Here is a 15,491-nt window from a genome sequence, read left to right as displayed (position 1 = left end):
AGTCGAAAGACTGGCAGTCATCAGACTGCTGGTCTTTTTTGTGGCAAGAAAGAATACAAATGTTTCTGTATACATCATATAGGAAGTCATTAAAACATTAGAGATTAATTTCTGGACCCATGATATACTATTTACAAACTTTGGGTATAAAACTTGGTAACATTAATGATGTAGCTTGATAAACTGGCAAGGGGGTTCTACATGAATTGCAGTGGCTGCAGTCCAATCTATCCGATAGAGGGCCAAGGTACGGTGTACCTGCGTCCCGTCTCCCCTGCTTTGCTGGAAGCGCTGCAAACCAAGGGAAGGCATGTTGATTATTCAAAAGAGATGCTTTGGTTCCATTTTTCAGATGTACAGGAGTTACAGGATCGGATGGAAGAGATTATAGATATGGAGAAGGTATTAGCGATCACCCTGGCCGTTCAGTTAAAATCTGCTGCGGATCCGTTCACGGATGATCTAGAGGGTGAGTGGATTAGTCTATCCATGCAGCATGCCAGAATCAAATATGCTGATATCGTTTCTACTATTTTAGAACGTCAGTTTACCAGTTATATGCAACCGATTGTAGATGCCTCAGAGTGCATTATCGGATATGAGTTTTTGCTTCGTCCGGCTGAACATGGAAGAGCATTTAGTTCCTATGAATTGTTTGAAGTAGCTCACGAAACGGGACTGCATTCGTTTCTGGATCGCACTGCTCGTATTAAGGCCATTGAAACAAGCGCCAAATATTTGCCTCGCGGTGTGAAACGTTTTGTTAATTTTCTGCCTTCCTCTATTTATAACCCCGAATATTGCCTGACACATACATTTGAGGCGATAGAACGTCTCTCGCTTGATCCGAAAGATTTCGTTTTTGAAGTCGTGGAAACTGAACAGATCCAGCAATTGTCTACATTGCAGCATATTTTTGAAGTTTATCGTTCTCGCGGTATGTCCGTAGCATTGGATGATGTAGGCGCTGGATTTTCGACGATCGAATTAATGAACCGCTTAGAGCCTGATTTTGTGAAAATTGATCGCAGCCTGATTGACTATTGTGATCAGGATGAAGTGAAGCAGCAGAAGATCAAGAACATTGTTCAGTTATCCAATCGATTTGGAGGCAAAGTGCTTGCCGAGGGGATCGAACGAATGGAGGAGTTTGATTTCTGCCGATCGGTTGGAATTGAACTTGCACAAGGATATTATTTTGGTAAACCCGCAGCACAACCTCTTGATGGTCCATATTCAGATCCATCGTACAGAGCAGCGAGATAACGACCGTTCACCTTTGGACTAAACACTAATATTCAACATTAACATTACAGCACAAGTCACTTTCCCCTTGAAGTGACTTGTTTGTTGTGAACTTTGTTTCTATTCAAAAAAACTCCGTCATTAGCCGATATATAGTATAGACCAATAGAAGTTCATACATATCTGGGAGCATGGTGACATAATAAAAGGGGGAGAACCGATTGAAAGAGACTAAAGAATACCAGCGTGAAAAAACGAAGAAACCCGTCAAAACAAAAGAAAATAAAAACAAAAAGAAAAGTAAAAAGAAAGCTTTTGTCTGGAATATCCGAAATAAAATGCTCGTTTCGTTTTTGGTTGTTCTCTTGGTACCGAGTTTGGCAATTGGCTTAGTATCTTTGTATATCGCGGAAGATACAGTACAAGGACAATTGAACGACAGTGCCCTGCAGAGCGTAAGTACGGCTAATAAAATTGTGGAAAGTCAGGTTAATAACAAAATCTTTGACATTAATTTCTTCTCGGATTCACTCGATTCTTCCTTGATCAAAGGAGAAAATGATAGCACGGAGCTTCAAGCCAAGCTTGTTCAGTATCTGGGGTTGCATCCGGATGCTTTGAATATTTTTGTAGGTTCGACAGAAGGAGTCATGGTTCGCGGCAAGCCGACAGCGAGCAGCCAGCGAGGAGAGGCTTTTGATCCAAGGGAGCGTGAGTGGTATAAACTCGCGATGGATAAGCCGGGTACGGTTGCTGTCTCACCTGTCACCAAAAATACAGATGGGGTAGCGGTTGTTTTTATCTCCAAAACGCTTAAGGATCAATCTGCTGTAATTGGTTTGTCACTTGATTTGGCCGAACTACGGGATCAGGCCGCGATTAAGGTTGGTAAAGAAGGGTACGTTATTATCCTGGATAAAGATAAACATGTTGTTGTTTCTCCTGTACAAGAAGTAGGTACACAGGAAAAAAGCGGCGTGTTGGATCAAATGTATGATGGCAAGGAAGGTCAATTTGACTATGATTACGAAGGTCGCTCCAAAACCATGATTTTCTCTACCAATGAAGCAACTGGCTGGAAAATTGCAGGTACGATGTTCAAAAGTGAAGTTACCGACGCGAGTAAGGAAATAAGGCTTGCTACGCTCATTGTCCTTTTGGCTTCTGTGTTCCTGGCCCTTATCTTTATTATCTGGTTCACTCGTTCGTTATTGCGTCCGATTAAACGGTTGCAGGAAAATGCAAGAGCTGTAAGTAAAGGCGACCTTACCGTGAAGATGGATAGTAAACGTAAAGATGAAATGGGTGAACTCGCGAAGTACTTTGAACGTATGGTGGATAACTTACGCATGATGATTCTGGGTGTGCAAGAAACGGCAGAACAAGTATCCGCTTCTTCACAAGAGTTGTCTGCAAGTGCAGACCAAACGACCAAAGCCATCGAGCATTCAACTATGGCCATCCAAGAACTGGCCGAGGGTGCAGAGCTACAAGTGAATAGTGTGAAGGATGGCTCTGGACAGATGAGCCGTATGGCAGAAGATGTTCGTCTGATGTCAGAGCGTGTTCAATCCATCACCACAGCGATGCGAAATACATCCGGGGCAGCATCCTCAGGGAATGAAGCAGCGGGAGAAGCCGTTGAACAGATGAATATCATCCAGGAAACGGTAGAACAGTTAGGAGATGTTGTACAGTCCCTGAACGCCCGTTCGGTCGAGATCGGTAGTATGGTCGATGTCATTGCGTCCATCTCGAAACAGACTAATCTCCTTGCATTGAATGCATCTATTGAAGCAGCAAGAGCAGGGGATGCGGGACGTGGATTTGCAGTCGTAGCTGGAGAGGTGCGCAAGCTGGCTGAAGAATCGGGTAGCTCCGCGGCTCAGATCGGTGAACTTGTGCATAATATTCGTCAAGACATGGATTCTGCGCTGATAGCGATGAATGCAGCCCAGAGCCGTGTCGGTGAGGGGATACAGGCTGTAAATACGTCTGGACAATCCTTCGCTCAAATCCGTGAAGCGGTGGAGGATGCCGTTCATACACTGGATGAACTATCTGAAACGACGAAACAATTGGAGAAGGGTGCCTCCCATGTGGCTCAAACGATGACGGATATTTCAAACGTCACTCAGGAATCTGCGGCGAGCACCGAATCCGTATCGGCTTCATCGCAGGAACAACTGGCTTCTGTTGAGGAAATTGCGTCGTCCTCCGCACATTTGAATAGTATGGCTGAACAGTTACAAGGATTGCTGGGTATGTTTAAAATGATGGATGATCCCGCAGAAGATAATAGCAAATCCTGACCGCAAAGGGTCAACGAACCCTTATTAAAATAATAGAAAAAAATAAATATAGACAATCCCCCTGCAGCCCTGTATAAATATATCGTCTGGTTCTTACGGGCAATCGTACGATGTATTTTAAATATGTAACGATCAATAAGCATATTGAGTCAGGACAGCAGGAGGAACTATGGTATATGTAGCAATATTAATATTTGTTTTGACCATTACGATGGTGATCTGGCAGCCTCGTGGCATCGGCATTGGCTGGAGCGCTTCAGGGGGAGCAATCCTTGCTCTGGCAGCAGGAGTAGTTAGTTTCAATGATGCTTCGGATGTGGCCTCAATTGTATGGAATGCTACGCTGGCCTTTGTTGGCATTATTATGATTTCATTGATTTTGGACGAGACTGGATTCTTCGAGTGGGCTGCCCTTCATATGGCCCGACTGGCCGGAGGTAACGGACGTAAATTATTCCTTTATTCTATTTTTCTGGGGGCCGCAGTGTCTGCCTTGTTTGCCAATGATGGCGCTGCGCTGATTCTGACACCAATAGTTCTCGCAATGGTTCGTGCATTGAAGTTTGATGAGCGTATGGTGCTGGCATTTGTCATGGCAAGTGGATTCATCGCGGATACGACCTCATTGCCACTTGTGGTCAGTAATCTGGTGAATATTGTTTCTGCCGATTTCTTTGGCATTACGTTTGTAGAGTATGCGGTGCGTATGATTGTGCCCAACCTGTTCTCCATTGCAGCGAGTACGGCGATGCTGTTTTTGTTTTATCGTAAAAGCATCCCGCAGACGTATGATGTCACTGCCGCTCGTGACCCCAAGGAAGCCATCCGTGATCCACGGGTGTTCAAGATTGCATGGTTTATGCTGGGGCTGTTGCTCGTAGCTTACGCCTCCAGTGAATTTCTGCCGATTCCCGTCTCCGTTATTGTAGGTGCGGTGGCCCTGCTTTTCGGTATACTTGCACGCAAGAGCGAAGCGGTGGATTTGAAAAGAGTGGTTAAGGAAGCACCTTGGTCTATTGTTGTCTTCTCGGTAGGAATGTACATTGTTGTGTATGGTTTACGCAATGCCGGATTAACGGATCATCTGAGTAGCTGGCTTGATGCTATAGCGGATTACGGTCTGTTCGCAGCATCGCTAGGTATGGGCCTGATCGCTGCGGTATTATCATCCGTAATGAACAATTTACCAACGGTATTAATCAATTTGCTCGCCATTCAAGGTGCACACACTGAGGGTATTGTTAAGGAAGCCATGATCTATGCCAATGTCATTGGCTCTGATCTAGGTCCAAAGATGACGCCGATTGGGTCGCTCGCAACCTTGTTATGGCTACATGTATTGTCTCGCAAGGGCGTTAAAATTACATGGGGATATTATTTCAAGGCAGGCTTTGTTCTAACCATTCCAACATTGTTGATTACGTTGGCGGGCTTGGCACTATGGCTGTGGATTTTGGGATAATTATAAGCATCGAGCTTAAATTTAAAAAATAGTTATGATTCAAAAAGGCTGTTCTCATCAGATGTGTAAAACACATCCGTTGAGAAGGCCTTTTTTGTTTGCAATCATAAATACCGTGTCCGTTCTTCTCTTATATAAAAGAGGCTAATTATCCTATATCTATTTCCGAGGCCAGCCTTGTTTGAGGCAGGTCTTTTATTACTACCACCCATAGCTGGAATCAAAGCTTTTGGAATTCCAACAAAGTGATCAAGTGCAGGAGACGGAATCGATTCTGTAGAAGCGAAGCGCTCGCCTTTGTCTCGGAATGTGTACATTTGAAAAGTATAATCTCTAACCATTCGGAACCAAATAAGGCGCCGACTCAGCGGAGGGAACGGAACGATTGTGGAAAAGCGGAGCGTTCGCCTTTATCCCCGGATATATTCCTCTTAAATATACAATCAAATATATCCGGGGGAACAGCGATTGAAACAACGTCCGTTCCCGAAGCGGCTGCCAGCGCACAAAAATATGTTTCGTATTTTATCTCCAGCCTATATTTTTAACATTGCGTTTACAAAACATTGATTTTCAGATGACATAACGAAACTACAATGATTAAAGAGTTGATGGTGATCACACAAATTCACAAAACGCCATCACTACATTGGGGGAGGAAAACAAAAAATGTTTAAAAAGTTGCCGTTTATTTTGATGACCTTAACGTTCGTACTGGTGCTTGCGGCATGCGGATCGAAAAACGACGCAGGTACTACTAATGGTGCTGCAAGTAATGGATCAGGAGAAGGTACTGCTGCTGAACTCAGCGGTAACATTCTGGCTGTTGGATCAACAGCACTGCAGCCTCTGGTAGAGCAAGCTGGACAAAAATTTATGGCAGTTGATCAATATAAGAACGTGACAGTACAAGTGCAAGGCGGCGGTAGTGGTACAGGTCTGACTCAAGTATCTGACGGACAGGCTACCATCGGTAACTCTGACGTATTTGCTGAAGAGAAGTTGAAAGACGAAGCAAAAGCTAAAGAATTGGTTGACCACCAAGTAGCAGTCGTAGCGATTGCACCAGTAAGCAATAAAGATGCAGGTGTAACGGATTTGACGAAGGAACAACTGGTTGATATTTTCTCCGGTAAAATCAAGAACTGGAAAGATGTTGGCGGTAAAGATCAAGCCATCGTTATCGTTAACCGTCCAAGCAGCTCCGGTACGCGTGCAACTTTTGAGAACTTTGCGCTGGGAACGAAAGTAGAAGATATCCAAGGTTCGATCCAAGAAGATTCCTCGGGTACAGTTAAGAAACTTGTATCTGAGACTCCAGGAGCAATCGGTTACCTGGCTCTGTCTTACCTGGATGACAGCTTGCAAGTTCTGAAATACGGCGGTGTTGAAGCTACTGTTGAGAACGTGGAAGCAGGAAAATATCCAGTATGGGCATATCAGCACATGTATACAAAAGGTGAGCCGGATGCAGCAACAAAAGCATTCCTCGATTACATGCTCAGCGATGAAATTCAACAAAATGACGTTAAGGAACTGGGCTACATTCCGGTATCCGGCATGAAAGTAAAACGCGATGCAGCAGGTAATGTGACTCAGTAACATTCTTTGAACTTGCGCATACTGCGAAAGAGGCGGACCCAGGTCCTGCCTCTTTGCGCGGTTTGCTCAAAAATTATCCCATATTTTGCACTAATTCTACTATAGAAGGATGGTTGTTATGGAACAGACCGAAGGGGGAACGGTAATGAACAATAAACTGAAACCACGCCGGCCCTTGAGAGAGAAACATTACTGGGAAGAGTGGACGGGACGGATTTACACGTCGATATGTGTCGTTTTCCTGATCGTTGTCATGTTTTCCATCGTATATTTTGTCGCATCCAAAGGATTGTCTACCTTTTTCCAGGACGGCGTCAGCCTGCGTGAGTTCATTTTCGGGAAAACGTGGAATCCAACAGGTGAGCCTGGCGTTTATGGTGCATTACCGTTTATCACGGGTTCCTTTACAACCACCTTGCTTGCAGCATTGATTGCGAGTCCGCTTAGTCTGTGTGCAGCGCTCTTTATGACCGAGATTGTACCGGGTAAAGGTAAAAAGATTTTGCAACCCGCGATTGAATTGCTTTCCGGTATCCCATCCGTTGTGTACGGATTTATTGGCCTGAGCGTAATTGTTCCTATGTTGCGCAGTATCTTCGGAGGACCCGGCATCGGGATTGCAGCCGGATGTCTGGTGTTGTCCGTCATGATCCTGCCTACAGTTACGAGTATCATGGCAGATGCGTTGTCTGCTTTGCCTAAAGGTTTGCGTGAATCTTCTTACGCGCTTGGCGCAACACGCTGGCAAACGATTTATCGTGTAATCATTCCGACGGTGCTGCCTGCATTGCTGACAGGTATTGTCCTCGGTATGGCTCGTGCATTTGGTGAAGCACTCGCTGTACAGATGGTTATCGGTAATGCGCCGCATGTACCGACATCCCTGCTTGAGTCGGCTTCAACATTAACAAGTGTAATCACCCTGAGTATGGGTAACACCACGATGGGTTCCGTTCATAACAATGCATTGTGGAGCATGGCGCTTGTCCTGCTGGTAATGACCTTCGTCTTTGTCATTCTGGTTCGCCTGCTTGAAAGGAGGAACCGGGTATGAGAATGAAGCCAAAAACAGCGGATAAAATTGCAACAGTAGTTATCGTCGTTCTGGCTCTATTCATTGTTGTGCTTTTGCTCGGTTTACTCGGATTTATTCTTTTCCGGGGGATCGGTCAGATCAACTGGCACTTCCTGACGAGTGCACCGCAATTGCTCAAAGGTGGCGGCGGAATTGGACCGCAGCTCTTTAACTCTATCTTTTTGCTTGTATTAACGTTGATTATTACGATTCCGCTCGGCTGGGGCGGAGGAATTTATATGGCGGAATATGCCAAACCGGGTCGAATTACAAGCTTCATTCGACTGGTTGTCGAAGTTTTGTCATCTTTCCCTTCCATTGTAATTGGTTTGTTCGGACTTTTGCTGATTGTAAATAAGTTCGGCCTGGGCTTCTCACTCTTATCGGGTGCGATGGCACTGGCGATTTTCAACTTGCCACTTATGGTACGGACGACAGAGCAAGCTTTCCGAGCTGTTCCCAAAGAGCAGAAGGAAGCAGGACTTGCTCTTGGTTTGTCCAAATGGAAGATCATTACGTCCATATTGCTACCGGTGGCACTGCCAAGCTTGATTACGGGAACGATTCTGGCATCCGGTCGGATCTTCGGTGAGGCGGCAGCCCTGATGTTTACTGCGGGCATGAGTAGCCCACCGCTCGACTTCACGGACTGGAATCCAACAAGTCCAAGATCACCGATCAATCCGCTGCGTCCTGCGGAAACACTCGCTGTGCACATCTGGAAAGTCAACAGTGAAGGCATAGGACCAGATTCCAAAGAAATTGCAGCAGGAGCTTCTGCCGTGCTGGTCATTCTGGTACTGGCTTTCAATCTGAGTGCACGCTGGATCGGCAGGGTTGTGTACCGCCGTATGACAGCTTCGAAATAAGGAGGAAATCCACATGGCCATACCTTTTGGTACGGAACAGTTAAGCATATATTATGGGCATTTTCAGGCCGTGAAGCAGATCAGCCTGACTTTCCCCGAAGCCAGTGTAACGGCCTTGATTGGGCCGTCCGGTTGCGGGAAATCCACATTTCTCCGATCATTGAACCGGATGAATGATGAGATTGCCGGGTCCCGCACGGAAGGGCACATCTGGATGGATGGCAATGACCTCAACGAACCGGGGACGGATGTAATTAAGCTTCGTCAAAAGATCGGCATGGTATGGCAGAAGCCCAACCCTTTTCATAAATCCATCTACAACAATATCGCATTTGGCCCCCGCTACCGCGGTACGAAGAGTAAGAAGGCACTGGATGAAATTGTGGAAAAAAGCTTGCGCCGTGCTGCCCTCTGGGACGAAGTAAAAGACAGGCTGCATGATTCAGCCTTGGCACTTTCGGGTGGTCAGCAGCAGCGTCTTTGCATCGCTCGTGCGTTGTCTGTTGATCCACAGATTCTGTTGCTTGATGAGCCCGCATCTGCCCTTGACCCGGTATCTACAGGTAAAGTTGAAGAACTGATCTCGGAGCTGAAACAGGAGCTGCGGATTGTTATTGTTACCCATAACATGCAACAGGCGGCCCGTATCTCGGATTATACAGCTTATTTTTATTTGGGCAGTTTGGTTGAGCATGGGGAGACGGAGCATATTTTTACCAACCCGGACAACCGATTGACGCAGGAATATATTATGGGGCGTTTTGGTTAATTGTTACATGGGTTAGAGTAGGTTTAGACTGTACCCTATGGAGTAGACACTTCTTAAGAATGTCTCTCTATAGGGTATTTTTCCTATGCCAGGAAAGAGCAGGGTCCGGGAAGTGGGTTTGGTTTTCATATAGTCATTTGGTCAGATATGGTCCCATCTGTTTGTCGGAGAAATGATATGGTGAGTGGATATCTTTCATCCACATATTTCCTTTAATGATGAAGAAATATACAGCGACTACAAAATATACGAACCCGATGATCCAGTCGGTTGTGCTTGCCAGATTGTGCACCGTGATGTAGTACATATACCATCCTCCAATCGGAAAATGGAAAACCAGCACAGCGAACAAACCGGGATTATACCATGTTTTGGCTTTGATATTGGCAAATATACCATGCCAGATGAACTGGAAAAATCCCATAAAGATAGGAGCCAGTGCTAGCCAAAGGAGGTTCGGGAAGAAGACTGGAAGGAGATAAAAAATATAGGCTATGACCAGATTAATGATCATCGCTGAATGCGGATTGAGCGGGTAATGCTTGGGCTGTTCACTCTTAAATATAACAATGTTGAATAACCCGCCAAAATAGCCAGGCCAACGATATTCTTCAAATTGATGCACCAGGATTGCAATGAAGCTGAGCCACAAAATTATACTTAGTTCGGACATGGAACGATAATTCATCATGATTCCGATCACGGTTGCCGCCACGACCAGCATCCCCAGATCAGGCCAGTATTTTCGCAATACATTCATGATTTATCTCTCCTCAGCACCTTAGATTTTTATAAATAACGTTGCAGCAGCAGGTCAATCTGACGTTCGACGGGTTTCATTTCTACGCCAGACCCGGCTTCAAGAGTCCGTCTCATCAGTGCAGGCATGAACACAGCCCCAAAAATTTGCGTCACCATCATCATGAGAATGTCTTGATCCTGTTCATTCGTTAGTTCCTTGAGAAGACTCTTGACTTTATCAAATCCGATCCTCCGCATAAACTCCCCATATTCCTGCTGCGACGCAAATAAAGCAGTGCCCATTGTAATTATTCGCGACAACAACTCCGGATACTGCTCCACTCCCCGTACATAATGCAGCAGAAAAACCTTCAAGCGATGCTTCGGTGGCAGAGACAGATCATCCAGCACATCAAACGATTCATGAAAACCCGACAGCAGGATCTGTACCACTTCGCTGATCAGCTTATCCTTGGAGCCGAAGTAATAGTTCACCAGTGCAACGTTCGTATTCGAATGTTTTGCAATATTGCGGATCGTGATCTTTTCAAACCCATCCTGCTTGATCATCTCTAATGCAGTTTGAAGAATGATTTCTTTGGTTTCATTGCTTTTATTCATATGTATACTCTTCCGCTTCCTTTCCAATAAATTAAACAATGTTTAAAACGGTGTTTAATTTACATTAGCACTCTTTACCTTTTGAGTCAATAATCGCTTTTCCACACATACGGAGAGACCTCTGGAATTGACCATGAATGGAAAAAATGCGAGGCTTGATGTATCTCTATGGATATATTTTCTTCATAAAACATTCGTGAATTTGGCGTTTTGGATGGCAAGCGAGAGCATGTTCAATATGCTCAGTTATAAAGAAAGTATTAACTTTTCAGAATCATATGTAATCTTCGCTACACTGTAGACATGGGAGGATGGAAAGCACAATGAATGACAAGGATAAAATCCTGCTGGTCGAAGATGACCCGGAAATTGCCCGTATTTTAATGGACCATCTACGCCGTGAAGGGTTTGCAGTAACCTGGGCATCAAGCGGACTGGAGAGCTGGGAAGATTTCAGGAAGGGACAGTACCATCTTGTCCTGCTTGATCTGATGCTGCCGGAGATGGACGGTTTCACTGTATGCAAACATATCAGGTTAACCAGTGACGTTCCGGTATTGATCATGAGTGCTCGCACACAGGAGGAAAGCAAGCTGAAAGGGCTCGGCTTGGGGGCAGATGATTATATCACCAAACCATTCAGTCTGGCGGAGCTTACGGCTCGGATCGAAGCTCACCTGAACAGATACCGCAGATATCAAGGTGGCCAGTCCAATTCAGTGCTTCAGCAATATAATGATGGTTTAATGATCCACCCGCTGAATCAGCAGGTAAAGCTGCATGATGTCGAGCTTCAGCTCACGGGAAAAGAAGGAGCACTGCTTATGCTGCTGGCTTCGCATCCGAATCGGGCCTTCACGAAAACAGAGATTTACGAGCATGTGTGGGGTCAACCGGCTGAAGGAAGCTCAGGCACAGTTACCGTGCACATCAAAAGTTTGCGGGCGAAGCTGGGGGATGAGCCGCATCAGCCACGCTGGATTCAAACGGTCTGGGGCAGTGGTTATCGTTTCATCGGAGAACGAATCAAATGAAGCTGAAATATTGGCTGATGGTGGCATTCCTGATTGTTATGCTGCTTCCTGTGGCAGCAGGCTGGGCTTTATTTTCCTTGTATAACTACTATGAAAACCAGCGTTCCGTAGCTGAGTACGTGGAGTTATCCGAACGTCTCGCCCCTATTGAGCAGGTTCTGGATGATCCAGCGCTTTACCAGCTGCAGTCTTCCGAGCATCATCTAAACCTCTCTAAGCTTGCGAACGAACAAGTAAGTTTTAATCTGTATTTGCCCTCGGGTATTCGGGTGTTTACTTCTGGCGGAGATGCCTGGAAAACGAGCGGATATACCATCAGAAGCTCAGAGTTATATCGAAATCTATATCAACTGCAGATTCGGCACCGCACGTTTTCACTGAAAAAACCGGTCTGGCATCAAGGAGAACTGGCGGGTATTTACGAAATAACGATGCTGCGTCGAGACTGGCTGGACGGAATCTCTATTCGGACAACCTGGGTCATTAGCGGAGCCGTGCTATTCTTTGTGCTGTTGTATGGAACAGTGTTGTGGTTACTGTCTCGAAAGCTTATCTCTCCCATGAAAGTGTTGATGAATCGGATGCATACCTTTGCCCGTGGAGAAGAACCCGGTGATATAGGAGGCACCATTCGCCGCGATGAGATGGGCACGTTGTTACAGCAGTTTGATGCAATGCAGCAGACCATAAGACAAACCCATATGGAAGTGGAAAAGCAACAAAAAGAAAAAGAGATGATTGTGGCTTCTCTCTCCCATGACCTGAAAACACCACTGATGTCCATCAGTGCCTATGCAGAAGCACTAAGTATGGATGTACGTTCTGAACGATTAGAGAGACAGGAGTATAAAGAGGTTATTGCTAGGAATGTTGAGCGTATGAAACAGATGATTGGAGAGCTTGAGATGTATACCGCGCTGGGCTCCGAGGATTCGGAACTCGCTATGGTTGAGGTAGAAGGGGGAGAATTTTTCGAAATGCTCCTTGGCAGTTACAGAGAACTTGCGGAACGTGAAAAGCTCAACATGCAGATGTCTGTACGGACCAATCATTTCTACCGGGTTCACCCTGAATCAATGATGCGTTTGACTGATAATCTGGTGCATAATGCACTACGTTATACTCCGCCCAAAGGAAAAATTGGTCTTGCAGTAATCGACTCATTGGAGGAGTTGCCTGAATGGATCGATTTGTCACTGAGAGCAGAACTGGATATGTACAGAAGCGGGATGACTATAATTGTGGTGCAAAATGAAGGTTCAGCAATTCCGGCAGAACAGCTGGAACGAATATTCGAGCCTTACGTTCAGTATCAAAACCAGGAAATACTCCGCTTCGCAGGAGGCTCTGGATTAGGACTGAGTATAGCCAGAAGAATTGCATTGAAACATGGAGGGGATATACGTATGTGGTCTTCAGAAAAGCAAGGGACTGCAGCTGTATGCCGATTGTTGGAACTAGAAAACGGCGATGATCCACAGACATTATCTAAGAAAGGATGATAGTTATGATTAAAAATGGATGGAAGCTAATAGGAGCGGCTTTGATCGCGGGTTCACTGTTTGCAGGTTGTGCAGAAAAGGGTTTGCTTGGGATGTCAGGGGACGACATGATTGAGAAAATTATTACTGCCGAGTCGGAGCCAGCTTCTTACTATGCAGAAGGTGTGTTAAAGATGTGGACGGATGAGGAGATCACCAACACCATGCAAGTGAAAGAATGGGTGGACGGAAAAACCGGGCGACAGCGGATTGAGACAGAAGACAATGGAAATGTGAGCTATGCCGTTCATAACGGGTCAGAGATTCTGATCTATGAGAAAGAGGCAAAGACTGCATTTTCGATGGACTCATCCTCGCTTCAACAAGAGCCTAACCAAACCCAAAAGCAAATGTTAGTGGATCAACTGGAGCGGATGCGTGATACCCATAACGTGAAGATGTTGGGGCAGGAAGAGCTTCAAGGTCATGAAGTAATCCATATTGAACTGACCCCCAAGGACAACAATTCGTTGGTGATGTCATCCCAGTATTGGGTGGACCCCAAGAAATGGATGGTTGTTAAAGCTACTAGTACGTATGGGGATACCAGATCCGAGGTTTTGTACGACCTGATCGATTACAATCCTAAGTTCACGGACCAGACGTTTACACTGGATATCCCTGCAGACGTTGAAGTGAAAAACATGAATGATGTGATGAATACCAAGGAGGTTACATTGGAAGAAGCAGAGCAGGCTGTGGGCCAATCTTTCCTGCAATATGGTGGGAAGGATCTGGAGTTATCGAGAATCGAGTTAACCTCGTCCTTGGGTGAACATAGCCGGGATGAAGTGACATTATACTATGTGAAGAATAACAAGCCTGAGGTCAGTATGACCATATTCAAGGCGACAGATGAAAATATGGATGAACAGCTTCTGCCAGAGGAAAAGAAAATAACGGTCCGAGAAAAGGAAGGCTCATACATGTCGATCATTCGGAATCTGTCATGGAGTGAGGAGGACCTGCGTTATTCGGTGATGGGGGATAGTGGGGCATGGACGCTCGAGAAGCTTCAAGCATGGGCGAAGGAACTGAAACTGCCTGATCAGTCTTGATCAGCGGGCATGCAGAGGTGGCCCATTATTCATTGTTATTTTCCAATCTCCATTCCTAAAAGAAGTGGTGGTTAAACTTCACGGTTGCCATGCGATAAGCATATCTTTATAAGATAAAGTTGATCTGGCGATTGGGAACGGAGAAAGGTAGGTATCCGAATATGGCTGTTCTATCAACGGGGCCGATCGAAAATAATGTTGTCGATGGAAGTGGGCGCCCCACCCAGAGAATTACAGTAAGACTGGATAATCGGAATACAATCAGCATTTATACAGTCTTAATTCAAGGTTATTATTTGGCAGGCACACGTACGTTATATGTTGAAGAGCTGTTCAACGTTCTCCCGAATCAGGTAATAACCAGAGACTTTTATGCAGATTTGGACGGGTTTGAATTTGTCTTTTCAACAGGGGATGCTGCTGTGGAGGAAGTTCAGATTTCAGTCTGGGGGAAAAATCAGAGTGGAGAGCTTGTCACTGCCCATCGTCTCGTATCGCAGGAATTACTTGGAGCCGAAATTGCCCTTTCGGGCGTAACGGGAGCCACGGGTGCAACCGGATCGACTGGTGAAACAGGAGCGACCGGTGTGACCGGTGCTATGGGACTTACGGGAGCGACAGGTACGACGGGTGTAACTGGAGCAACTGGTGAAACAGGAGCAACCGGTGTGACTGGCGCCACGGGAGTAACGGGAACGACAGGCGTGACAGGTGCTACTGGAGTGACTGGTGAAACCGGGGTAACTGGAGTGACTGGAGCTACGGGGATTACTGGTGAAACAGGTGCGACAGGAGCCACGGGACTGACGGGAACAACAGGTGTGACGGGGGTGACCGGAGCCACGGGAGTGACGGGAACAACAGGCACGACAGGTGCGACCGGAGCAACCGGTGTTACTGGAGCCACGGGACTGACGGGAACAACAGGTGTAACGGGGGCGACCGGAGCCACTGGTGGCACAGGAGCGACAGGTATAACCGGAGCCGCGGGAGTGACGGGAACGACAGGCGTGACAGGCGTGACCGGATTAACTGGTGAAACAGGAGCAACCGGTGTGACTGGAGCTACGGGACTGACGGGAACAACAGGTGTAACGGGGGCGACCGGAGCCACTGGTGGCACAGGAGCGACAGGTATAACCGGAGCCGCGGGAGTGACGGG

General features: G+C 46.2%; 12 protein-coding genes and 1 pseudogene. 11 read left to right on the top strand and 2 right to left on the bottom strand.

Annotation, left to right across the window (positions count from 1 at the left end; translation table 11 throughout):
- The first annotated feature begins 201 nt into the window (after positions 1–201).
- The 7 genes from ABIE27_RS25280 (at position 202) to pstB (ending at position 9,334) form a co-directional block, all read left to right on the top strand.
- Positions 202–1,266 (top strand): EAL domain-containing protein, encoded by a 1,065-nt coding sequence (locus tag ABIE27_RS25280; protein WP_429351831.1) that lies wholly within the window; start codon positions 202–204, stop codon positions 1,264–1,266.
- Positions 1,267–1,466: 200 nt separating this feature from the next.
- The gene (locus ABIE27_RS25275; RefSeq protein WP_429351830.1) at positions 1,467–3,557 is read left to right on the top strand and encodes a methyl-accepting chemotaxis protein; all 2,091 of its coding nucleotides are present in this window, start codon (positions 1,467–1,469) and stop codon (positions 3,555–3,557) included.
- Between the two features lie 169 nt (positions 3,558–3,726).
- Positions 3,727–5,019 (top strand): arsenic transporter, encoded by a 1,293-nt coding sequence (locus ABIE27_RS25270; RefSeq protein WP_429351829.1) that lies wholly within the window; start codon positions 3,727–3,729, stop codon positions 5,017–5,019.
- A 669-nt stretch (positions 5,020–5,688) separates the two neighbouring features.
- Entirely contained in the window at positions 5,689–6,621 is a 933-nt protein-coding gene (locus ABIE27_RS25265; RefSeq protein ID WP_123065561.1) for a phosphate ABC transporter substrate-binding protein, read from the top strand.
- 145 nt (positions 6,622–6,766) lie between these two features.
- The gene (pstC, locus tag ABIE27_RS25260) at positions 6,767–7,675 is read left to right on the top strand and encodes a phosphate ABC transporter permease subunit PstC (RefSeq protein ID WP_090919026.1); all 909 of its coding nucleotides are present in this window, start codon (positions 6,767–6,769) and stop codon (positions 7,673–7,675) included.
- Positions 7,676–7,677: 2 nt separating this feature from the next.
- Positions 7,678–8,565 (top strand): phosphate ABC transporter permease PstA, encoded by an 888-nt coding sequence (gene pstA, locus ABIE27_RS25255; RefSeq protein WP_123065646.1) that lies wholly within the window; start codon positions 7,678–7,680, stop codon positions 8,563–8,565.
- Positions 8,566–8,578: 13 nt separating this feature from the next.
- Positions 8,579–9,334 carry a phosphate ABC transporter ATP-binding protein PstB gene (pstB, locus tag ABIE27_RS25250; protein WP_123065562.1) on the top strand — a complete coding sequence of 252 codons (756 nt, stop codon included), beginning with the start codon at positions 8,579–8,581 and terminating at the stop codon, positions 9,332–9,334.
- Positions 9,335–9,467: 133 nt separating this feature from the next.
- On the opposite strand, the gene ABIE27_RS25245 is transcribed toward pstB, so the two are convergent.
- Entirely contained in the window at positions 9,468–10,094 is a 627-nt protein-coding gene (locus tag ABIE27_RS25245; RefSeq protein ID WP_123065563.1) for an HXXEE domain-containing protein, read from the bottom strand.
- A gap of 29 nt (positions 10,095–10,123) precedes the next feature.
- The gene (locus ABIE27_RS25240; protein ID WP_429351828.1) at positions 10,124–10,696 is read right to left on the bottom strand and encodes a TetR/AcrR family transcriptional regulator; all 573 of its coding nucleotides are present in this window, start codon (positions 10,694–10,696) and stop codon (positions 10,124–10,126) included.
- Positions 10,697–11,019: 323 nt separating this feature from the next.
- On the opposite strand from ABIE27_RS25240, the gene ABIE27_RS25235 reads away from it, so the two are divergent.
- The 4 genes and pseudogenes from ABIE27_RS25235 to ABIE27_RS25220 form a co-directional block, all read left to right on the top strand.
- Positions 11,020–11,730, top strand: coding sequence for a response regulator transcription factor (locus ABIE27_RS25235; RefSeq protein ID WP_123065564.1), 711 nt, complete (start codon positions 11,020–11,022; stop codon positions 11,728–11,730).
- Positions 11,727–13,232: a sensor histidine kinase gene (locus ABIE27_RS25230; protein WP_429351827.1), complete on the top strand. Its 1,506-nt coding sequence runs from the start codon at positions 11,727–11,729 to the stop codon at positions 13,230–13,232. The genes ABIE27_RS25235 and ABIE27_RS25230 overlap by 4 nt, the downstream gene beginning before the upstream one ends.
- A gap of 5 nt (positions 13,233–13,237) precedes the next feature.
- Complete coding sequence (locus ABIE27_RS25225) at positions 13,238–14,329, top strand: LolA family protein (RefSeq protein WP_429351826.1); 1,092 nt, start codon at positions 13,238–13,240, stop codon at positions 14,327–14,329.
- Positions 14,330–14,490: 161 nt separating this feature from the next.
- Positions 14,491–15,491: pseudogene (locus tag ABIE27_RS25220) on the top strand (collagen-like triple helix repeat-containing protein); the annotation flags it as partial.

Origin of the sequence: Paenibacillus sp. 4624, from assembly GCF_050435065.1 — a bacterium.
Taxonomy (GTDB): domain Bacteria; phylum Bacillota; class Bacilli; order Paenibacillales; family Paenibacillaceae; genus Paenibacillus; species Paenibacillus amylolyticus_D.
Note: the sequence above shows the minus strand (reverse complement) of the source record. Positions and strands in the feature narration are given on the sequence as shown.

Excerpts from the sequence above, each read along its gene's own strand:
- ABIE27_RS25280 (WP_429351831.1), top strand. The coding sequence starts at position 202 with ATGAATTGCAGTGGCTGCAGTCCAATCTATCCGATAGAGGGCCAAGGT.
- ABIE27_RS25270 (WP_429351829.1), top strand. The coding sequence starts at position 3,727 with ATGGTATATGTAGCAATATTAATATTTGTTTTGACCATTACGATGGTG.
- ABIE27_RS25265 (WP_123065561.1), top strand. The coding sequence starts at position 5,689 with ATGTTTAAAAAGTTGCCGTTTATTTTGATGACCTTAACGTTCGTACTG.
- pstC (WP_090919026.1), top strand. The coding sequence starts at position 6,767 with ATGAACAATAAACTGAAACCACGCCGGCCCTTGAGAGAGAAACATTAC.
- pstA (WP_123065646.1), top strand. The coding sequence starts at position 7,678 with ATGAAGCCAAAAACAGCGGATAAAATTGCAACAGTAGTTATCGTCGTT.
- pstB (WP_123065562.1), top strand. The coding sequence starts at position 8,579 with ATGGCCATACCTTTTGGTACGGAACAGTTAAGCATATATTATGGGCAT.
- ABIE27_RS25245 (WP_123065563.1), bottom strand. The coding sequence starts at position 10,094 with ATGAATGTATTGCGAAAATACTGGCCTGATCTGGGGATGCTGGTCGTG.
- ABIE27_RS25240 (WP_429351828.1), bottom strand. The coding sequence starts at position 10,696 with ATGAATAAAAGCAATGAAACCAAAGAAATCATTCTTCAAACTGCATTA.
- ABIE27_RS25235 (WP_123065564.1), top strand. The coding sequence starts at position 11,020 with ATGAATGACAAGGATAAAATCCTGCTGGTCGAAGATGACCCGGAAATT.
- ABIE27_RS25230 (WP_429351827.1), top strand. The coding sequence starts at position 11,727 with ATGAAGCTGAAATATTGGCTGATGGTGGCATTCCTGATTGTTATGCTG.
- ABIE27_RS25225 (WP_429351826.1), top strand. The coding sequence starts at position 13,238 with ATGATTAAAAATGGATGGAAGCTAATAGGAGCGGCTTTGATCGCGGGT.